Annotated in this window: 14 protein-coding genes; all 14 read right to left on the bottom strand. The window is 63.0% G+C overall.

Annotation, left to right across the window (positions count from 1 at the left end; translation table 11 throughout):
• On the bottom strand, positions 1-3,081 hold a 3,081-nt coding region (locus VNH11_03245), incomplete at its 3' end, for a hypothetical protein (protein HVA45380.1).
• Between the two features lie 441 nt (positions 3,082-3,522).
• Entirely contained in the window at positions 3,523-3,747 is a 225-nt protein-coding gene (locus VNH11_03240) for a hypothetical protein (GenBank protein HVA45379.1), read from the bottom strand.
• Positions 3,748-4,069: 322 nt separating this feature from the next.
• A complete protein-coding gene (locus VNH11_03235) occupies positions 4,070-4,591 on the bottom strand; it encodes a nucleotidyltransferase domain-containing protein (protein HVA45378.1) in 522 nt (173 codons plus the stop codon).
• 73 nt (positions 4,592-4,664) lie between these two features.
• Positions 4,665-4,967, bottom strand: a complete 303-nt coding sequence (locus tag VNH11_03230; protein HVA45377.1) for an ester cyclase — start codon at positions 4,965-4,967, stop codon at positions 4,665-4,667.
• Positions 4,964-5,854 carry a thiamine pyrophosphate-dependent enzyme gene (locus VNH11_03225; protein ID HVA45376.1) on the bottom strand — a complete coding sequence of 297 codons (891 nt, stop codon included), beginning with the start codon at positions 5,852-5,854 and terminating at the stop codon, positions 4,964-4,966. The genes VNH11_03230 and VNH11_03225 overlap by 4 nt, the downstream gene beginning before the upstream one ends.
• Before the next feature lie 403 nt (positions 5,855-6,257).
• Positions 6,258-6,398: a hypothetical protein gene (locus VNH11_03220; protein HVA45375.1), complete on the bottom strand. Its 141-nt coding sequence runs from the start codon at positions 6,396-6,398 to the stop codon at positions 6,258-6,260.
• The gene (locus tag VNH11_03215; GenBank protein ID HVA45374.1) at positions 6,395-6,652 is read right to left on the bottom strand and encodes a type II toxin-antitoxin system ParD family antitoxin; all 258 of its coding nucleotides are present in this window, start codon (positions 6,650-6,652) and stop codon (positions 6,395-6,397) included. The genes VNH11_03220 and VNH11_03215 overlap by 4 nt, the downstream gene beginning before the upstream one ends.
• Positions 6,653-6,935: 283 nt before the next feature.
• Positions 6,936-10,433 carry a serine/threonine-protein kinase gene (locus VNH11_03210; GenBank protein HVA45373.1) on the bottom strand — a complete coding sequence of 1,166 codons (3,498 nt, stop codon included), beginning with the start codon at positions 10,431-10,433 and terminating at the stop codon, positions 6,936-6,938.
• A 900-nt stretch (positions 10,434-11,333) separates the two neighbouring features.
• Positions 11,334-11,819 (bottom strand): DUF3368 domain-containing protein, encoded by a 486-nt coding sequence (locus VNH11_03205; GenBank protein HVA45372.1) that lies wholly within the window; start codon positions 11,817-11,819, stop codon positions 11,334-11,336.
• Positions 11,812-12,057, bottom strand: coding sequence for a UPF0175 family protein (locus tag VNH11_03200; protein HVA45371.1), 246 nt, complete (start codon positions 12,055-12,057; stop codon positions 11,812-11,814). The genes VNH11_03205 and VNH11_03200 overlap by 8 nt, the downstream gene beginning before the upstream one ends.
• 66 nt (positions 12,058-12,123) lie before the next feature.
• Positions 12,124-15,462 carry an efflux RND transporter permease subunit gene (locus VNH11_03195; GenBank protein ID HVA45370.1) on the bottom strand — a complete coding sequence of 1,113 codons (3,339 nt, stop codon included), beginning with the start codon at positions 15,460-15,462 and terminating at the stop codon, positions 12,124-12,126.
• 196 nt (positions 15,463-15,658) lie between these two features.
• Positions 15,659-19,249 carry an efflux RND transporter permease subunit gene (locus VNH11_03190; protein ID HVA45369.1) on the bottom strand — a complete coding sequence of 1,197 codons (3,591 nt, stop codon included), beginning with the start codon at positions 19,247-19,249 and terminating at the stop codon, positions 15,659-15,661.
• The gene (locus tag VNH11_03185) at positions 19,246-20,478 is read right to left on the bottom strand and encodes an efflux RND transporter periplasmic adaptor subunit (GenBank protein HVA45368.1); all 1,233 of its coding nucleotides are present in this window, start codon (positions 20,476-20,478) and stop codon (positions 19,246-19,248) included. Before VNH11_03185 ends, VNH11_03190 begins: the two co-directional genes overlap by 4 nt.
• Positions 20,475-21,152 carry a TetR/AcrR family transcriptional regulator gene (locus VNH11_03180; GenBank protein ID HVA45367.1) on the bottom strand — a complete coding sequence of 226 codons (678 nt, stop codon included), beginning with the start codon at positions 21,150-21,152 and terminating at the stop codon, positions 20,475-20,477. The genes VNH11_03185 and VNH11_03180 overlap by 4 nt, the downstream gene beginning before the upstream one ends.
• Positions 21,153-21,317 lie beyond the last annotated feature (165 nt).

The raw sequence follows: 21,317 nt of genomic DNA, 5'->3' as shown, positions 1-21,317 counted from the left end.
GGGCCCGCTGATCGCGGCGTTGCTGTCGGTCTGGCCATCTCCCCAATCGACCGTAGCCGAATAGTCGGAAAGCGCCGCGGCCCCGTTCGGATCGGTGAAGGTCGCCACCGCGTGGGTGAAGGTGGCTCCGGCGGTTTCGGTGAAGCCTAGCACCGCGCTGGCCACCAGGGCCTGAGGCGGCAGCGGCATCAGAACAAAGGGCTCTGAGCCGTCGGTGCCGTCGTCGGCGCGGAGAAAGATCTGCCCGTTGCCGAGTGCGGTGAAACCGCTGGGCCCTGATCCGCCGGCGCCCGGCGCGATATCGACCGCGAGCGTCGTGCCGCCGCCGCTGCCATCGCTCAGCCAAGGTTCGTCGCCGTGAACGCCGTCGTTGCCGGACATGAAGAGCTGGCTGCCGATCACCGCCAGGTTTGAAGGATTGAAGCCGCCAGTGCTCTCGTTCGGGCTGACGTCCGTAATGGCGGCCGTGCCGGCCGCCGTACCGTTGGTGGCCCAGAGCTGGCTGCCATGCATACCGTCGTCGGCCACGAAGTAAAGCTTCCCGTTGAACGGCGTAAAGTCGCTGGGCGCGGAGCCGGACTCCGAACTGAAGCTGTCAAGCGGGACTGTGTCGGCCGCGGTGCCGTCGGTTGTCCACAACTGAGTACCAGCACTGGTAATCGCGTTAAAAGTTACAAAGGCGCCTGCCTGCTCGAAGTCGTCCAAGTAGACGGCGCCACTGCCGCTGAGGCCAAGCGACGATAGAACGGACGCCGTGGGCGGCGAGGTTGTGGTATCGATCTTCCATAGCTCGAAATGATAGCCAGAGGAGTCAAAGGTGAATCCATCGAAGACATAACCCCCATTGACTGGTAGAATTGTTGTTAGAATCATGTCGGGCGGCGCAGCACTGCCGAAACTTATTTGCTGCGTTCCCGCCGACGACCCGTTACTGATCCACAGCGTCGGCGTGCCGAATAGGGTCGGCGTCACAATAAGATTTGCGCCGGAGCTGGTGAGAGCTGTCCCTGTAAAACCCATTAAACTCCCTCCCACGTCTCTGATGGGCGTGGCGGTGCTGCCGTTGTAGGCAAAAACTTCCGAATCGGCAGGTGCGGACGGCGCCGCCGCGAGGAAATAGACGGTCTTGCTATCGCCCAGCGTCGCAAGGCCTGCGGCAAAAACGTTGGCGGGCGCATTGGTGCCCGAGACGAGCTTGGTCCCGGTGGGCGTGCCGTCAGTGGCGTAAAGTTTCGGCTGTCCACCGCTTGGCGTGGCAATAAAATACCAAGTCGCGCCAACCTGAGTCACGGCACTCACCTGGCCGACGCCGCCCAAAAGAGGCGAGATCGTTCCCTCGGGGTTGACGGTCGACAAGCTGTCGTTTTTCGAGTTGTCGACATAGACCAGATGGCCGTTCATGTTCCACATGAGCTGGGTCAGACCCGCGGGAAGCGAACTCGGTATCACCGAAGACGCCACGGGGCTGGTACCCGCCTGCGTCCCGTTCGTGACATAAAGGTCATATCCGCCGACGGCACCGCTCGAGCCGCTGTTGGCGGCGAAATAGATCACGCCGCCGACGTTGACCGCCGAGGGAAGCGTCGACGGGCTGAAGAGGTACGGCTCAGAAAAATAGGGAGTCGAGCCCTCGGTGCCGGTATTGATAGCCGGCAATTGTGTGGTGGTCGTTCCATCTGATTCCCAGAGCTGCGCGCCGTCGAGCGACGCGTTCGTCGTCGCAAAAAAAAGCAGTTTGCCGTTAACCGCCGCCGCACCCGAGGAGTACGGTTGGTAGACTGTTTTTGGCGTCGGGTCCGAGGTCGTCAGCGGCGCGACGTCCGCGGGCGAGCCATCGGCGCGGTATAGCCCACCACTCGGCCCCGGGAAGAACATCTCCTGGTTCAGAATATCGCTCGGGTTGAGGCCGAAGAGTGTCCAGAACGTCTTTTGGTCGACGGGCGCGCTGGCCGCCGGGGTGCCGGCCTGCAGAATGGCGAACAACTCTGGCGAGGAGGTTTCTGTGAAAAAGAGCGTCCCGTTCGCGTTCACCACTTGGTACACGTTGGCGGTGACATGTTGGGCGCTGATGCCTGGGGATGCCAACCAAAATAGGTCGTTACTGGCGCCGGAAACGAAGTACAACGATCCCGCGACCGCAGTCAAGTCGATGACCGTGTTCGGCTGAGCCTTCACCACGGTGGCAAACGAGGCTCCGTCGTACCGCCACAAGGAATTGCCGTTCGCCGCGTCGTCTGCTGCGAAGAACAACGTTTGGCTGCTGCCGCTCGCGCCAGTCGTGGTGACTGTTTCCAACTGGCCGATGGACGAAAAACTCGTCCCCGAAACAAAGGTCGTGTGTGGGGCGCTCCCGTCACTGAAGCCCAATTTGCCGACCGGCGAACTGCCGCCTTGGTTAAACGCGAAGTACAACTCGTCATTGACGCTCACGAGACTCGAGACCGTTTGCCCACTGTTGAATGCATACAACGGCGCCGGTGCGGTGCCGTCGCTGACCCAAAGCTCCGAGCCGCCAAAATTATTGTAGGTGACGAAAAACAGCTTGTTATCCACCGCCGTCAACTGGGATACGTACGTGGCGCCTGGCAGCGATCCAACGAGCCGCGTGTCGGCATCGGTGCCGTCGCTGGACCACAACGATTCCGCGCCGGAAGGACTGGTCACGGTGAAGTACAAGGTTCCATCGACGTTGGTCAAGTTTGTGGGGTCGGACGACTGCGCGCCGGGCACGATGTCCTTGACCAGCGTCGTGGTGACGCCGTCGGTCTTAAAGAGCTCGGTGCCATGCGCCTGGTCTCGCGCCGCGAAGTAAACTTCGTTGCCGATCGTGACGAACTCATTTCCCGATCCACTCGAAATCACATCTCCAGACCCGAAGGGTGTGGAGGACGCGGCCGACGTATTGATATCTTTCAACAGCGTCGCCGAGAAATCCGTAGCCGTGAGCAGGTCGCGGCGCTCGAGCCACTCCAGCCGCGCGGCAAGCCGCGATTGCCAGCCCGCTCGCGCGCCCTCTTTCCGCGCTCGCCTTTTGCCGCCCCACATCACGCCTTGCCGACCCAGTCTTTGGCGCCTGGCCATCACTTGGTTCCCCCAACGTTGTTCGTCACTGGTTCTGATGCCGCGCCGACGCTGGCGCGCGCAGACCGCCGCCGCACGGGCGGTCTCTCTATTAGGTGTTCCGTAAAGCGCGGGGCCTCGGTCACAAAAATTTGGTTCGGAGAGAAAAATTCCTTGCGTTTGGCCGCCGAGCGGTTATGCTGGGCGGAAAAGAAAACGACCGAGCGGGCCCGGCGGTTGGGGCTGCGCGCAGAGGGCGGACGAATTGAGCCCCGCGGAGAAGTGGGTGCAATGCGTCATCGCCGTTCGTGGAGCGAAATGCGGCGTAGGGCGGGGTTACTCGGTGCCGCCCCCATCCGCCTCGCGCGGATGGTGAGCACGAGGGAGAGCTAGAAGAGTGGCGCGATGAAGTCGCCAAGGCCATCGAGGCAAGCTCGATGGGGTCGAGTCGAAGTCCGTTCTCTACACGTTCTTGCCGTCGCGGCGAGCGAGGGCACGCGCCGCGGCGGCTTCCACGTCGGCGGCGATTTCCGCGCGGATTCGCCGCAGCTCGCCAAGGCCCGTGCCGCACTCCATCAGGTAGTCTTCCGAGCGGCGAAGCGGGTCGGCCGTCGGCGCCCCGGCCGCTTCGCGCAGCTCGCGATGCCGCTGCCGCTCGGGGGCATTCGGACCCGCGACGCGCGGCACGTCGAGTGCGCCGAGCGTTTTTCTGGCGCCGTCCGCGGACGGCGTCGGTGGCCTGCTGCTGCTCCCAATAGTCCCAGCCCTCCACGAGAAGGCCGTTCTCAACGCGGATCCAAGTCGAGCCGCGGACCTCCAGACGCTGGTGCGTCGGCTTGTTTCCCATCCACTCGCCCGTGTGCGTCATGGCCACGCGCCAGCGGCTGAAGACCCAATCGCCTTGGACGGTGAGCTGCTCCATGCGGATGTCAACGTCGGTGAACGCGCAGCGGGTGGCTTCCGTGCGTCGGCGAATCTCGGCACCAAATCAGTCGGCGAGCCCGATTTGTCACGGTCTACGCGGGCGCAGACCAAGCAGCCGGCGCGTCTCTGCGCGGAGGCCCGCGGCCCAGCGAAGGGCGGAGCGCGCTTGACGTGCCGAGGCGTGCATGCCGGGATAACGATAATCAACGGCAAAGCCTTTTTCATACAGGACTTTTCCCCGGCTGAGGATTTCGCGTACGAACCAATCATCCATTCGCAAGCGCTCCTCAAGGTACTCCGGCGTGCGCACGATGAGATCCAACGGAAAATCGTAATCGAGGGCCAAACGAATCTTGGCGGCCTGGTTGACCATGTTCTTGGCCGGCATGATCACGAGCAGATCCACATCGCTGTCGTCGTCCGGCTCGCCGTAAGCATGGGAGCCGAACAGAATGATGCTGTCGGGGTGGAAGCGTTCCGCGATCTGCCGCGCCAGCTTGGCGATGGCGGTACGCGTAATGCGCCAGGGAGGAGCGGCTTTTCTTGCCATGTTGTTATTATACCATTCGCCGATGCGCCTTGCGCCAGCGCATCGCTTGGCCGCCACGCGCCCAGAAGTGCCAGCCGTTGCCCGGCCAAGGTCCGCTCCGGCGTGACGCGCATCGGGCTGGAAGCCTGACTTACCGCCTCTTCGGCGGTTTGCGCCGGCTGCGGACGGCGTCGGCGGCCCGTTGCTGCTCCCAATAATCCCAGCCCTCGACGAAAATGCCGTCGGCGATGCGAATCCAGGTTGAACCGTGGGCCGCGACGCGCCGGCCGGTCGGTGGCATTCCCATCCACTTGCCCGTGTGCGTCATGGCCACGCGCCAGCGGTCGAGAAGCCCGGCTAAAGCCGGCTCAGACAGGGGCTGAGTGATGGGCGGAAACCACCAGCTAAAGCTGGTGGCATATGACCTAGCCGGCTCACCTGCTCGACAGCTCATTGCGGCGCGGGCCCGTCGCGGCGAGCGAGGGCGCGCCCCGCGGCGGCCTCCACGTCGGTGGCGATTTCAGCGCGGATTCGCCTCAGCTCGCCAAGGCCCGTGCCGCACTCCATCAGGTAGTCTTCCGAGCGGCGAAGCGGGTCGGCGGCAGGCGGCGCCCCGGCCGCTTCGCGCAGCTCGCAATGCCGCTCCCGCTCGGGGCCGTTCAAACCCACCACGCGCGGCACGTCGAGCGCGACGATCGCCGGCGAGCGGTCGGCCCGGATGCGCTCCACAACTCCGCCCAACAGCACGTCGACCGCCAGCACGTCGGCCGCATCAACGCGCAGAACCGGCAGGCCATAAAACTCGTCGGGGCCGCATTCCGCGATCAGGAATAAAACGGGCAGGCGGGCGCCGACGGCTTTGGCGCAGGCTTTCTGAAAGTCGCCTTCCGGCAGCTTGCCGTCGCCTGCCATCGAACAGACGACGATCGCGTTGCCGCCGCGGGCAAGCGAGGCGGCGATGTCAACGGCCCGCAAAGCTTGGTTGCCGGCCGGGCCGGGCCCGCCGAGCACGTTCAGGCCGGGTGCCAAAAAGTGGACCGTCAGCGCTGGCCCGTCGCCGTGCGGACCGGCCGGGCAAAAGAACCTGGCCAAGCACTCTTCGACCGGCACACCGCAAGCCAAGAGCAGGGCCTTGTCGCGGTACTGGGCCTGCAGCCAATCACCGGACCGAAGGTGACGCGCCAGACAGGCGGTGGCTTCGCACCCAGCGCCCGAGACGTTGAAAAACACCCGCCCGCGACGAATCAGGTCGAGCGCGACGCGATCGATCTCGCGGGCCGCGACCATGGCGGAGTAGGGCACAGGGAACAGGGCCGGGTCGGCAAATCGTCGGGAGGCCACTTGATCGCGGTTCTTTCGGCGGTTTCTCAATCGGATGCTGACCGCTGCCTTGGCAGGCGGCGTACCCCCGCCGGGCCGCGGTCTCTCTATTAGGTGTTCCGTAAAACGCGGGGCCTCGGTCACAAAAAATTGGTTCAGAGAGAAAAATTCCTTGCGTTTGGGCGGCGAGCGGCTACGATGGACGGAAAAGAAAACGGCCGAGCGAGGCCGGCGGTTGGTGCTGCGCGCATACAATTGACCACGGATTGCTCGGATGGGCACGGATGACGGCCGACCTGCGTTGGCACCGCCGACGCACACAAAGAAGCGAACAGAAGCGAACGAAGGAAACGAAGAGAGGTTTTCTTCGTTGGCTTCTACCAGAGACCGAGGGAGGTCGCCTCGGCAATCTCTCTGAGCCCGATCACTCGTAGAACGCTTCGGTGTCGCGTGCCGCGTGCAAGACCCGCTCGACGCGGATGCCGTTGGAAGCCTGCCTGTAGTAAGCCACGAATATCGACTTCAGATCGTCCAGCGCCTTCGGCGAATACTCGGCGGCGCTCATCCCTTGGCTGCGGCCTTTTCGGCGGTGAGCCGCGCCGACCACTCTTTGAGTTGCCGGTCCACCTCCGCCCGCGGAACCGACTCGCCGGAGTTGATGCCTTCCAACACGTCGGCGCGCAATTGCCCGCGACGGCGATCGACCGCTTCGAGCAATCGCAGTGCCTCACTCACAACTTCGCCCTCGCTTCCGCAGCGTCCGCTGGCGATCACGGAATGCACAAAAGGCACCAGATCCGACGGAATTTCAACGCTCATCGCAGACCTCGTTGTTTGTCGATGCCCATCCTACCGCCGCGTGCCGCCCCACCAGCGCGTCGAAGGCCCGGACATGGCGCCCGCCTCAATGACTCAAACGCCTTGTTGAATTTCGACAACTCCAGAATATGCATTGCGAGCTGGTCCGTAAAGAGCGTCTCATGCCGGCGCTCGCGGAGCTCGAAGATCAGGTGGTAATCATCAAGCTCCGGTGCAAGCCCACGGTCAGGAGCGCAACACCAAAAGGCGGCGGCGGAAGGCGACGGCACACGGAGCGTGCCTGCTACTTTACTTCCCAGAGGCTGACGCGGCCGCCGGCGCCGTCGCGGCCCGACGCGGCCAACGAGCGGCCGTCGGACGAGAAAACGACGGTGCGGAAATCGCCGTTCGGCCGACGCTCGAGCGTGTAGTATTCCTGGCCCGTCGCCACACTCCAGAGCCGCAGCGTGCCGTCGAAACTGCCGCTCGCCAGGGTGCCGCCGTCGGGCGAAAAAGCGGCGCAGGTCACTCCCAAAGAATGACCCACCAAGGGCGTCCGCCGCCCTGTGGCCACGTCAGCCAGTTCCAGCCGCGCGTCGTCGTAGCCCAGAGCCAAGGTTTGCCCGTCCGGCGAGTAGGCGACGTAATAAACGTCCTGCGAAAGCTGGAAAAAATCCTCCGCCGCGTCGAGCCGTGGCATGTTCCACCGCAAAAGCCGGCGCTCGCGTCCCGCGATCAGGCTTTGACCGTCCGCGGAAAAGCAGGGCGTGGCGTTCGATCCACCAAGTTTTGCCCGCAGCTCGGCGCGGGCCGCGTCCCAGATCTCAATTCCGCCGGCGCCGTCACGCACCGCCAGCCAATGCCCGTCCGGCGAGACTACAAGCTGATGCGCCAGCGCGCCGTGCGGACGGATCCACGGGTTGCTCGTGCCGTCATCTTGATCGAGCCATAAGCTCCCCTGTTCGTCCCGGATGACGAGCGACTCGCCCCGCCATGCGATCACCGGCGACGCCGGCCATCGCTGAGAAGCGCGGGGCTTCGCTCGGGCGGCGCCGCGCGGCCACCGCCAGATGTCGGCGCCGCTGGCAACCGCCAACTCGTGCCCCGAGGGGGAAAACGCCAGTTGCACGACCGGTTCCGCAGTGGCCAACCGCCGCGGCGTGCGCCCCGCGTACACGTCCCACAGTTTGACGGTGCCATCCCGGCTGCCGGTGGCGAGCACTTCGCCGTCGGGCGAGAAAGCCACGCTCCACACGCGGTCGCGGTGCGGCGGCGTTTGGCCCAGAAAAATTTGCCGGCCAACGTCCCAAAGCTGGGCGGTGTTGTCCTGTCCGCCGGATGCCAGAAGCCGACTATCAGGCGAAAATGCCAGCCCCTGCAGCACGCGTAACCGCAGCCCCATGCTGCCCAGCGGCGCGCCGTCGGTCATGCTCCAAAGGCCGACAATTCCGCCATGATCGCCCGTGGCTGCCGTCTTCATGTCGGGCGAAATCGCGAGCGGAATAAAGGAAGTGTGCGGGGCCTTGACTCGCCACAGGGCTTGCGGCGCGTCGACGTCCCAAGTGGTGAGGTACCAATCGCCGGAAATGACGACCAGCCGGCCATCGGGGGCGAAGGCCAGCGAATCGATTTTGCCGCCATGTCTTTCCAGGCGCTTTTGTTCGCGCCGATTGACCACGTCCCAGATAATCACCAGGCCGCGGTCGTCGCCCGTGGCGAGCCGGCGGCCGTCGGGCGAGAAGGCCACGCTGGCGGCATCACAGTCATGCGCGCCGAGGTCGGCGGCCAGCTTGCCCGTCGCCACGTGCCAGAGCCGCACGCGATCGTCGTAGCTGACGCTGGCGAGCAATGCGCCGTCGGGCGAGAAGTCGAGTGAGGTGACGCCGGATTCGTGCGCGTCGATGTCGTGGCGGATTTCACCGGTATGGGCGTCGTGGATGATGATACGGCGGTCGCAGGCGGCGGCCAGCAGCGTACCGTCGGGCGAATAATCGACCTCGTAGACCTCGCCCGCTTGATTGTCAAACGATTTGAGTTCGGGGCAGCGGGCGTCGATGGCCTGTCGCAGCCAATGCCAGGCGAAGCCGCGGAAATCGTCTTGCGGATTTTGGATTTTGGATTTTGGATTTTCGATTGGGGCGAAGGCGCTCTGCTCTCGTTCCTCTTGGGAGGATGGCCTTCCTAGGCCGTCACCTGTCTGACGAGACGGGCTGGGAAGCCCATCCTCCACTTGCCGGTCAAGCAGCTCCTTGGCCCGATTCAGGTCGCCTTGCTGATAGGCTTGCATCGCCAGGCCGGTTTCGATGACGGAAAGCATACGGCGGTTTTCGCGGTCGCGCTCTTCGGCGATTTTTTGCGCCGCCACCGCCTCGTCGCGCGAACGAGCAATCAAGAGCGTGCTGGCGGCAAGCCCGGCCACGACCAAGAGCAGCAGCATTGCCGCCCCCGCGACCAAGCGTCGATGACGGAGGCACCACTTCGTTGCGCGCTGGGCCAACGTGGGCGGTTTGGCACGGACCGGTTCGCCGCGCAAAAAGCGGCGCAAATCGGCGGCCATCTCCCCGGCTGTGGCATAGCGATCGTCCGGCGATTTTTCCAGCGCCTTGTGGGCGATGGTTGCCAGGTCGCGGGGCAGCCGCGGGTCGAGCGTTCGCAAGGCCGGCGGCCGCTCGAACGCCACCTGCCGCAAAAGTTCGCCGCGATCTTCGCCGTCGAACACGGGCCGCGAGGCCAGCAGCTCATACAGTGTAGCGCCCAAGGAATAGACGTCGCTGCGCGGGCCGATGGACGCCAGCCGCCCGAGCGCCTGTTCGGGACTCATGTAACGCAGCGTGCCCAACAGGTCGCCGGTGAACGTCAGCCCGGCGTCGTCGCCGAAACGGGCCACGCCGAAATCGGTGACCCATAACTTGCCGTCGCCGTCGACCAGCAAATTCGAGGGCTTGACGTCGCGATGCACCACGCCCGAGGCGTGCGCGTGCTCCAGCGCCTCGGCCGCCTGGGCGATCCACTCCGCGGATTGCCGATTTTGGATTTTGGATTTTGGATTCTCGATCTGTAGGGAACGCCCTCCGTGACGTTCCGCGGTAAACGGGCGGGTCATCCATCTCCGCACCACGGAACGCCACGGAGGGCGTTCCCTACAGAATGGGGCCGCGGTGGGCGCGGCACTTGGGCCTTCGGCATTCTCGCTTCCTGAACCCTGAACCCTGAACCCTGAACCCTCGTCCGCAATGACCTCCGCCAGCGTCCGCCCCTCCACAAACCGCATCGCGAAATAATGCACCCCGGCGTCGCAGCCAAACGAAATGACGTCGACGATATGGGGATGACTCAATTGCGCCGCCGCACGGGCCTCATTTTGGAACCGTTGCAACTGTCGGGCGTCGAGCAAGCTGGCGGCCGGCAGCACTTTCACCGCCACGCGCCGCGCCAGCGAAACCTGCCGGGCTTCATAAACGATGCCCATGCCGCCGCGGCCCACCTCACGAAGAAGTTCGAAATCGCCCAACTGATTTTGGATTTTGGATTTTGGATTTTGGATTGAGGCTCCATTGCTCTCCTCTGAACCCTGAACCCCGGGTGCCCTCTGGGTGCCTGAACCCTCTCCTGAACCCTGGACCGGGGCGCCCGCCGGGCCCCCTGAACCTTCGTTTGACCGCACCACGACCAGGGCTTCGAGCGTCGGCAGGAGCAGGCGCAGCCCGTCGGCGCAGTCGGGGTTTTGGGCGAGCTCGCGTTCGATGTCGACGCGCTCGCCGCGCCGCAGCCGCGCCGCGATGCGATCGATGGCTTCCGCCAACGCTCGATCCGAGGGGGCGGATGCGCTCGCCGATGGGCAATCTAGCGACACAGGTTCAGGCATTGTGCGGGAAAGCGGCGCGATGAGGAGGGGCATTTCCAGAAAGCGCCAGGATACGCGCTCCGCCGCACCGCCGGAAGCCGCGTGGAACACGCGTGGCGAAGAAGCGGCGTCTGCCGGATGCCAAAGGCCAGGGCATCGTTAAGCCGCAACTGACTACGGTGTAAGCATTTGCGACGACGGTGCGCGGCGGCGATCGGATTGTCGCGGCCGCGGTCTTATAAGAAAGCGCCGCGCGCACGGCGCTTTTGTTTTGCGCGCGGGCGACGAGCCGCGTCTCGGCGACCACGCGACTTGTAAGAAAGCGACATGCGCATGTCGCTTTTGATCTGCGGCGCTGCTGGTATGGGCCGCCAATTTCAGTCACCGATGGACGATCTCGTCGGCCGCCGCGGTGGTTGCCCACGTCGCGGCCGCGGGCGAGGCGCTGGCCGAGACGCGACAAACGTGTCGCGTGCATGAGCAAGCAGAATCAGCGGTGAGGCGTTTGCAACCACAGGTTCACCCACGGCGAAGTTCCTCGAGTAACTGGTCAAAATCGAGGGAACGTGCTCTGTGCCGTTCCGTGAACTCGCAAAAAGCGTCGCTTGGCACTTCACGGAACGGCACGGAGTCCGTTCCCTACAGATTCGCTTTACAGATCGTCAAATGGTGTCACTATCCACGACCGACACCGGCCTCCGCCGGTCGGCGAACCATTGGATGACGTAGCAACCGATCCGCGATGATCGAAGGAAAGGTCATATAAGAGCGCCCGCTTCCGCTCGATTTTGTGGGGCTTGAGGCGTGGCTTCAAACCGTCAACGAGCAATTTCGCAAAATCATCCTCAGCCACGTCCGCTATTCTCCCACGAGGGCCAGCGCTCGTTTTACCACATTGTCAGACAAGTACATGCCCGATTGGAGCAAGCGCTCGACAACCGGACGCGCCTGACCGATGACTCCGCGCTGTTTCGCCAGCAGCACGATTCCCAGTGTGCCACGGACTGACGCGCCGAGCGCGGCTGCGCATCGTCGGGCCGCGAGGTCGTCGAGAATGGCTTCGCAACCAGGGTGCCCTAATGCCCAAGCCAACACGGCGGATTCGCCCGGCCCCAAATCCCATGCTTGAATGGTGGCAGGAATGACTGGATCCGCGACAACTCTAATCCAGGGCGAGCGGGCGATCGCTTCAACGGTACTGTCGTGGCTGCTTCCCTGCCGAAGCTCTTCCTCAACCGCTGCGGGCACAATAATCTCGCCGCTGGGAAGTTGGAGTAGCTCAAAGCAATTGGCGCGAGCAAATAGAATCAGGGGTGACGCGTTTGCAACCGCAGGTTCACCCACGGCGAAGTTCCTCTTGTAACTGGTCAAAATCGACGTGGAACGTCGGAACCTGCTCACGCGCGAGCGCGAGCAAGAATTCCGTCCGGCTGAGACCCGCGATTTGGCTGGCCTTCTCTTGAGAAATGATGCCCCGTGCGTACCAATGGATCGCCGCCGCCAATCGCATCTCGCGCGCAAATTCCTCGGGTGACCGGCGCAAGGCCGAAAGGGCGGCATCAGGTAGATCCAAAGCTATCACTGGCACGGCAACGTTCCTGAACGAGGAACCCCTGTCGTTCTATTGTACCACAGCCGCCGTGCGGGATCAGACACCGTCCACGACCGACGCCGGCCGCCGTCGGTCGGCGAACCATTGGATGACGTAGTAAAACACCGGCGTGAGGAAGATGCCGAAAATCGTCACGCCGAGCATGCCGCCAAACACCGCCGTGCCTAACGTGCGACGCATCTCGGCGCCAGCACCTTCAGAAATCATCAGCGGCACCACGCCCAAGATAAACGCCAACGAGGTCATCACGATCGGCCGCAACCGCAGCTTGCAGGCGGCCAATGTCGCCTCGCGGCGCGGCACGCCGCTCTCGCGCTGGGCCTTGGCGAATTCGACGATCAGAATCGCGTTCTTGCAGGCCAGGCCGATCAACACCACAAAGCCGATCTGCGTGAAAATGTTCACGTCGAGCTTCGCGATCAGCACCGCCGCCACGGAGCACAACAGGCACATCGGCACCACCAGAATCACCGCCAACGGCAACGCCCAACTCTCGTATTGTGCCGCCAACACCAAAAACACCAGCACCACGGCCAGCAGGAAGACCAGCATGGCCGTGTTGCCGGTTTGAAGCTGCAGCAGGCCCAGTTCCGTCCATTCGGCCCGCATCGAGCGCGGCAGGTCGGCCCGTGCCACGTGCTCCATCTCTTCCAGCGCCTGTCCGGAGCTGACGCCCGGCGCCGGACTGCCGTTGATCGGAGCCGAACGATAGAGATTGTAGCGCGTGATCATCGTCGGCCCTGTCTGTTCGTAGACGTCGCTGATCGCCGCCAGCGGCACCATTTTGTTCTCGCTGTTGCGAATTTTCAGCTTCTTCAGGTCCTCGATCTGGTTGCGGAACTCGGCCGCCGCCTGCACGTTCACCTGCCAGGTGCGGCCGAAGCGGTTGAAGTCGTTCACGTACAGCGAACCGAGATAGACCTGCAGCGTGTTGAACACGTCGGCCATGTTCAGCCCCATCCGCTTGGCGGCCGAGCGGTCGATGTCGAGATAAAGCCAAGGACTGTTCGCCCGGAAGCTGCAAAACAGGTCTTGTAGATCGGGCGATTGGTTGCCGGCGGCCACGACTTTCTCCGAGATGCCTTGCAGCGTCTCCGCGCCGGAATCGCCGCGGTCTTCGATCACAATCTTGAAGCCGCCCGCCGTGCCCAGTCCGTCCACCGGCGGCGCGGCAAAGACGTTGATCAGCCCGTCTTTCACGGCGTTTTGCAGCTTGCGCTGAAGTTCGGCCGCGACGGCGTCGCCCGTGAGGCCCTCTTGGACGCGATGGTGAAACTCGTCGAGCATCACATACATCGCCCCGAAGTTAGGCGCGTTGGCGTTCAACAAAATCGATTGCCCGGCGATCGCCACGGTGTGATGGATGCCAGGCACCTTGGCGGCGATCTTTTCGATTTGCTGCATCGTCTGCTGCGTGCGCTGCACCGACGACGAATCGGGCAACTGCACGTTGACCAGCAGATAGCCCTTGTCCTGCGAGGGGATGAAGCCCTTGGGAGCGATCACAAAGCTCTGGTAGGTCAAACCGACCAGTCCGCCGTACACGAGCAGCACGAGCAGGCTGATTCGCAGGAGTCCACCGACCAGCCGGGTATAAACGTCGGTCGCGAGATTGAAGCCGCGGTTGAACGTGCGAAAGGTCCAACCGAGCACGGCATTCAGCCAACCGCCGGCCACCAGTCCGATGCCGCCCAGCAGTACCGCCGCGAGCGCCGGCACGGCCCAGCTTCCAGCGGCCTGCAACTGAGTCAGGATGTGCGGCGACCAGGCGTCGAGCTGGCGCGCCAACCACGGACTGAGCAGCGTCCAGCCGATCCAGCCGCCGGCCAAAGGAAACGTCCATTGCGGCAAAGGCGGCGCCGCACCCTTCTCGCGCGGCCGCAGCAGCAGGGCCGTGAGCGCGGGGCTGAGCGTCAGCGAGTTGAAGGCCGAGATGAGCGTCGATACGGCGATCGTCAGAGCGAACTGCCGAAAAAACTGCCCGGTGATGCCGCTGATGAAAGCGCAGGGGATGAACACGGCGCTGAGCACCAGGCCGACGGCGATCACCGGCCCGGAGACCTGCTCCATCGCCTTGAGCGTGGCGTCGCGTGGCGAAAGCCCGTGCTCGATGTGGTGCTCGACCGCTTCGACCACCACGATCGCGTCGTCGACCACGATGCCGATGGCCAACACCAGTCCGAAGAGCGTCAGGTTGTTCAGACTGAACCCCATGCCGGCCATCACCGCGAACGTGCCGACCACCGCCACCGGCACCGCCACCAACGGAATGATGGCCGAACGCCAGTTCTGCAAGAAGAGCAGCACGACGATGGCCACGAGGGCCACGGCGTCGCGGAGCGTCTTGAAGACCTCGTTGATCGATTCTTCGATGAAGGGCGTGGTGTCGTAGACGATCGCGTAATCGACGCCGTCGGGAAAACGGAGTTTCAACTCCGACATTTTCTCGCGCACCTGCTGGGCCACGTCCAAGGCGTTCGAGCCGGGCAACTGATAAATGGAGAGCGCCACCGACGGCTGCCCGTCGAGCGTGCAGGTCTGGTTGTAGACCAAAGCCCCCAACTCGATATTGGCCACGTCGCGCAGCCGCACGAAGCGGCCTTGCGGGTCGGTCTTGAGGATCATGTCGCCGAACTGCTCGACTTCGACCAGCCGGCCCATGGTGCTCATGGTGAACTGATAGACCTGGCCGCTGTCGATCGGCGGCTGGCCGATTTGTCCGGCGGCGACCTGCGTGTTCTGCTGCTCGATGGTCCGCACCACGTCGGCGGTGGTCAGGCCGCGGTAGGCCATTTTGTCGGGGTCGAGCCAGAGCCGCATGCTGTAGTCGCGCTGGCCGATGTAGGTGATGTCGCCCACGCCGTTGAGCCGCGACAGCTCGTCTTTGAGCTGGATGGTGGCGTAGTTGCTCAGGTAGAGGTTGTCGCGCGACTTGTCGGGCGAAAACAAGTTGACGATCATCAGTACGCTGGGCGATTTTTTCTTGACCACCACGCCGCGCCGCTGCACCAGGCTGGGCAAGATTGGTTGGGCCAGGGCGACGCGGTTTTGCACCAGCACCTGGGCCATGTTCAGGTCGACGCCGTGCTTGAACGTCACCGTGCAGGTATACGTGCCGTCGTTGGTGCACTGCGACGACATATAGAGCATCCGCTCGACGCCGTTCACCTGCTGCTCGATGGGCGCGGCCACGGTGTCGGCCACCACCTGCGCGTTGGCGCCGGGATAGACGGCGGAGATTTCGACGGTTGGCGGCGTAATGTCGGGATACTGGGCGATCGGCAGTGCGAACAGCGCAACGCCGCCCGCCAGCGTGATCATGATCGACATCACCGAGGCGAAGATCGGGCGGTGGATGAAGAAGCGGGAAAACACTGGGGGATTTTGGATTTTGGATTTTCGATTTTGGATTGGGAAGTTGTAGGGTGGGGCCAGCGAGCTTGCGAGCGCCGGCCCACCATCGTCAGGCGTCAGGCGTCAGGCGTCAGGCAAAAGTCAATTGTAAGTATTTCTGAACCCTGAACCCTGAACCCTTGGGAGCGCCGGCGCTCGCAAGCTCGCTGGTCCCACCCTACTGTGATTTCCTTAATAGTGCCGGGCGGCGCTTGGGCCGATGTTGATGGATCTCGTGGACCACGACGGGGGCCTCCACCGTCTCCTCGGTCATGGCGACAACCGTGTCGGGCGAAACGACATGGATCGGCTCCTCGGTAGGCGCAGGCGCTGGCTTGGCTTGCTTAGGGCCGACCGCCACGACGTAGCGCACGAGCTGTCGTCCAAGCTGCCGCGCGGGCCGCAGACTCAGCGCACCAAGAATCCAGCCGTTGACCTTTCGCAGCCAGGCGGCGTGCAGCAAGTGCGATTCGCCCAGCCAGTCGATGACATAAAAGAACACCGGCGTGAGCACAAGCCCGAACGCCGTGACGCCGAGCATGCCGGCGAACACCGGTACGCCCAACGCCTTTCGCATCTCCGCTCCCGCCCCGTGAGCGATGATCATCGGCACGACGCCAAGGATGAACGCGAACGACGTCATCACGATCGGACGCAACCGCAGCCGGCAGGCTTCGAGCGTTGCCTCTCGGCGCGAAACTCCCGCCATTCGTTGCTGCCGGGCGAACTCGATAATCAGAACGGCATTTTTGCTGGCCAGGCCCACCAAGACGACAAATCCGACGCGCGTGAAAATATTGACGTCCATCTGCATGATGCTCACTCCCACCAAACCACACAGCAAGCACATGGGTACGACCAGAATCACGGCCAACGGCAGCGACCAGCTCTCGTATTGTGCGGCCAGCACCAGAAAGACCATCACCACGGCGAACCCGAAGAGCACCGTCGCCTTGTTGCCCGCCAAAAGCTCCAGGTACGACATGTCGGTCCATTCGAACCTCATGTTGCGGGGCAGGTGCTCGTTGGCCAATCGCTCCATCATTTGCATGGCCTGGTTGGAGCTCGTGCCGGGAGCCGCCGCACCGTTGACCGATGCTGCGGCATACATGTTGTATCGCGTCAACAAGAGAGGGCCGTTGACTTCGTGAACCGAAGCCAAGGATCCGACCGGCACCATCACGCCTTCGCTGTTGCGGACCTTAAGTCGAGGCAGTTCTTCGATCGACTGGCGAAACTTTGGGTCGGCCTGCACGATCACCTGCCAAGTGCGACCGAACTTGTTGAAATCGTTCACATAAAGTGATCCCTGAAAGATGCGCAACGTGTCGGCAAAATCCTGCAGCGACACATGCCGTATCATGCACTGCCGCGGGTCGGGCGAAATACGCACCTGCGGTACATTGGCCCGAAAAGAGCTCATGGGGCGCATGATGCCGGGCGTCTGGCTGGCGACTGCGATCAGGCCGTCCGTCGCTTGTTGCAGACCCACCGGACCGACGTCGCCACGGTCTTCGACCATCAGCATGAATCCACCCGCGCGCCCCACGCCGCGAATCGGCGGAGGAGGAAGGATCATGATATTGGCTTCTTTGATTTTGGCGGCCTCTTCCTGCAAATAGGCCATGATGGCCCCGCTCGACATCGCTGGTGAGCGCCGCAGATGGTACTCCCGCAGGTTGACGAACATCGAGCCGAAATTCGAGGCCGCCGCGTTTAAAATGAACGACTGGCCGGCAATGCCCGAACAGTGCTTGATGCCTGGATGAGCCGTGCCGATTTTCACCAGGTGGTCCATCACCGCCTGCGTGCGCTCCAGCGATGCGGCGTCGGGCAATTGCACGCTGACCAGCAGGTATCCCATGTCCTGCGTGGGAATAAATCCTTTGGGTGTAACATTAAATCGCCACCACGTCAGCAAGAGCAAGCCGCCATAGAGCACCAGAACGATGGCGCTGGTGCGGAGCAAGCCGCCGGCGACTCGCACGTAAAAGTTCGTCGCCACGCGAAACCCGCGATCAAAGCCACGAAACGTGGCCGCCAGCATTCGATTCAGCCACGGCCCCATTGCCGCGCTTGCCGTCATGCCGATAAAGGCGGCGGCGACCGGCGCCGCCCAAGGCGAGAGAGCCCCTAGCCGCTCACTGAAATCGCCGCCGAAACGCCCCAACAGACCTTCGCCGAACGCCGCATAAACGATCCAGCCAATCACGCCGCCAATCAGTGGGAATGCGGCCCAGGGAAGGGGCAATGCGTTGGCCTTGTCGCGTGGCCGCAGCAGGATCGCCGTCAACGCCGGACTGAGCGTTAGCGAGTTGAACGCCGAGATGACCGTCGAGACGGCAATCGTCATGGCAAATTGCCGGAAAAACTGTCCTGTAATGCCCGTAATGAACGCGCACGGCACAAATACCGCGCTGAGCACCAGTCCCACGGCAATCACCGGCCCGGAAACCTGTTGCATCGCCTTGAGGGTGGCTTCACGCGGAGACAATCCCAGGTCAATGTGATGCTCGACCGCCTCGACCACTACGATGGCGTCATCCACCACGATGCCGATGGCCAGCACCAGACCGAACAGCGTCAGGTTGTTCAAGCTGAACCCCATGGCCGCCATCACGGCGAACGTGCCGATGATCGCCACCGGCACCGCCACCAGTGGAATAATCGCCGACCGCCAATTCTGCAAGAAAAGAAGGACGACAAATGCCACCAGCACGATGGCGTCGCGAAGCGTGTTAAATACTTCCCGAATACTCTCGCGCGTGTAGGGAACCGTCGTGAAACCGACGTCATAAGCAAGTCCTTCCGGAAACCTCTCGCTCAGCTCTTGAACCTTGGCCATGACACGGTCGTGCGTGTCGAGCGCGTTGGCGTCGGGCATCTGAAAGATCGCCAGAAACACCGTGGGCTGGTTGTCCATGCTCACGTTGACGTCGCGGCTCTTGGCTCCCAGCTCCACGCGAGCGACATCTTTTAGCCGGGTGATGCGGCCCTCGGGCGTGGCCTTGAGAATCACGTCCTCAAATTGCTCCACCTCTCGTAGCCGGCCCAGCGTGTTCAGACTGACCTGAGTCACTTGCTTGTCGGGGGCGGGCTGTTGGCCGACCGACCCTGTGGCGACCGGCATGTTCTGCTCGCGGATGGCCCCGGCCACGTCGGAAGCCGTCAAGCCTCGAGCGGAAAGCTCTTCAGGATTCACCCAGATCCGCATGCTGTAGTCGCGTTGCCCGAATACGAACACATCGGCCACACCGTCCAGCCGCGCCAGTTCATCTTTCACCTGCATGACGGCGTAGTTGCTGACATATAGCTGGTCATAGCGGTGGTCGGGCGAATACAACGCAATGCCCATTAAGATATCGGGCGACTGCTTGCGACAGGTTACTCCGGTCTGCTTGATGACGTCGGGCAGCAATTGCGTAGCCAGGGCCACGCGATTCTGCACGAGCACCAGCGCCATGTTCACGTCGATGCCATGGTGAAACGTCACGTTCAGGCTGTATTGGCCGTCGTTCGTGGAGTTCGACGACATATACATCATGCCTTCGACGCCGTTGACGAACTGCTCGATGGGGGCGGCCACGGCGGCGGCCACGTCTTTGGCGCTGGCGCCCGGATAGTTGCACATGACCGAAACGGTCGGTGGCGAGACCTGCGGGAACTGGGCCACCGGCAGTGTAAACACCGCCACCCCGCCGGCCAACGTAATCGCGATGGACAGCACGGCGGCGAAGATCGGGCGATCGATGAAGAACCGCGAGATCATTGCTTGCTGTCCGTCTCCGCCTGCACCAGCTTGGCCTCGACCGTCATGCCCGGCTGCACGCGCTGCACGCCGGTGGTCACAATTCGCTCGCCGGACGTAATGCCGTCCGCGATGACGCGCAGACCTTCGCGCAGCTTGCCGACCTTCACACGGCGGTACGTGACCTTGTTGTCGCTGTTGACCACGTATATGAATTTCTGGCCCTGGTCGGTGCCGACGGCCTGTTCGGGCACCAGCAACGCTTGATACGGCTGGCCGATCGGCAGGCGCACGCGCACGAACAGGCCGGGCCTCAACAGCCGGTCGGCGTTGGAAAACTCGCCGCGGACCCGCAACGTGCCGGTGCTTGGATCGAGGCGGTTGTCTTCGAAGTTGAGCTTACCTTCGTGCGGGTAGTCTTCGCCCTCATCGGCCAGGCCGATCAACATCGGCAAGTCCGCCTCGCCCGCCGTGTCGCTGTAACCCGACGGCGCCACGCGCCGCAATCGCAGCATGGTGCGCTCGTCGATATCGAAATAAACCCAAATCGGATCCTGTGCGACGATCGTGGTGAGCATTGTGTCGTCGGCCTTGACCAGATTGCCGTCGCTGATCGCGGGACGGCTCAAACGGCCGTCGATCGGCGCCCGGATCGTGCAATAACCAAGATTCACCGTGGCGATCTTCAGGGAAGCTTTGGCCGCTTTCAGGTTGGCCTCGGCCTCGGCCAGATCGCCCGACCACTGGTCGAACTCCGCCTTGGTGATCACGCGCGTGGAATAGTTCTCCTCGGCGCGAGCGTAATCGAGCTTGAGGCGTTTGAGGCGTGCTTCCGCCTGGGCCGCGACCCCTTCGGTGCGGGCGTGTTCGGCCTCGTAATACGGCGGATCGATCTCGAACAGCAGATCGCCTTTTTTCACCTCGGCGCCGTGCTTGAAGTGGGTCGCCTTCAGATAACCCGTGACGCGGGCACGAATATCGATTGTCTTCACCGCCTCGGTCTGGCCGGTGAAATCTTCGAAATCGGTGATCTCTTGATACACCGGCATGCAGACATCGACTTCCGGCGGCTTGAGCGCCATTTGGGGCGGCGCGGCGCTGCCTTGGCTGCAACCGGCGACAACCGTGGTGCAGAGCGCAGCAGCAAAAAGGACTGCAATGAGGTGCAATTTTGGATTTTGGATTTTGGATTTTGGATTGTTGGAATCGAAAATCCAAAATCCAAAATCCAAAATGGCTGGCCTTTTCACGTTGTCACTCCAATTGGATCTTTAGGTTCGGGCGGTCGGCGGCTGCGGCCAACGTCGCTGAGAATGCCGTGAAACACGACGTCGAGAATGTCGCGGGTCTGTTCCTCGACCGACCGCTGCCGGCCGGAAAAATAGTTGGTGAACATCGTGCCGTACAGCAGGTCGCCGAGCACGTCCAGAATGCGGTCGACCGACATGTCGCGGATTTGCCCCTCGCTGATATACGAACGATAGAGCATTCGCAGGCGTTCGCGGTTCGCCTCGCGGTACTCCATATAAGTGGGCTTCTTGCGGTCTTTGAACAGTGCCCGCTCGTGAATCAGCAGTTCGCAAAGTTCCGGGTGCTCCGCGAAAAACGTCAGGTAAGAGCGGACCACCTGGGCAATGCGTTCGGGCGGATCCTGGATCGGCGCGATCGCATCGTCGATGTATTGGCAAAGCTGCCGCATGCCGCGGTCGGCCGCGGCGAGGAACAGATCGCGCTTGCTGGCGAAATACCGGTAAAGCGTTCCCTTGCCGACGCGCAGCCGGTCGGCTAAGAGCTGCGTGTCGGTATCGGCGTAACCATATTCGGCGAAAAGCTTTGTGGCGGCGTCGAGAATCTGTTCCCGGCGTTTGATTTCACGCGGGCTGATTGCGGCGGCCGGTGCCGCAGGGGCTGCAAGTTGTGTCATGGTGGGCTGATATGCAGGCGGACTGACTGGTCAGTTCTCTAAATCTTACAAACCGGCGGGCGGGCTGTCAATCGGGCAGCGAGCATTTCGGTGGCTGGGGTCCCCGGCGCGCCGGGAGCCGAGAACAAGACCTTTTGCGGCGAGGAAAAGCGGTGGCTGGGGCAG

The sequence above is a fragment of the Pirellulales bacterium genome (genome assembly GCA_035533075.1).
GTDB lineage: Bacteria > Planctomycetota > Planctomycetia > Pirellulales > JAICIG01 > DASSFG01.
This window is presented reverse-complemented; position numbering and strand designations above follow the sequence as displayed.

What these genes read in the sequence shown, in the direction of transcription:
- VNH11_03230 (HVA45377.1), bottom strand. Translation starts at nt 4,967, where the DNA reads ATGAGCTGTCGAGCAGGTGAGCCGGCTAGGTCATATGCCACCAGCTTT.
- VNH11_03220 (HVA45375.1), bottom strand. Translation starts at nt 6,398, where the DNA reads ATGAGCGCCGCCGAGTATTCGCCGAAGGCGCTGGACGATCTGAAGTCG.
- VNH11_03215 (HVA45374.1), bottom strand. Translation starts at nt 6,652, where the DNA reads ATGAGCGTTGAAATTCCGTCGGATCTGGTGCCTTTTGTGCATTCCGTG.
- VNH11_03190 (HVA45369.1), bottom strand. Translation starts at nt 19,249, where the DNA reads ATGATCTCGCGGTTCTTCATCGATCGCCCGATCTTCGCCGCCGTGCTG.
- VNH11_03180 (HVA45367.1), bottom strand. Translation starts at nt 21,152, where the DNA reads ATGACACAACTTGCAGCCCCTGCGGCACCGGCCGCCGCAATCAGCCCG.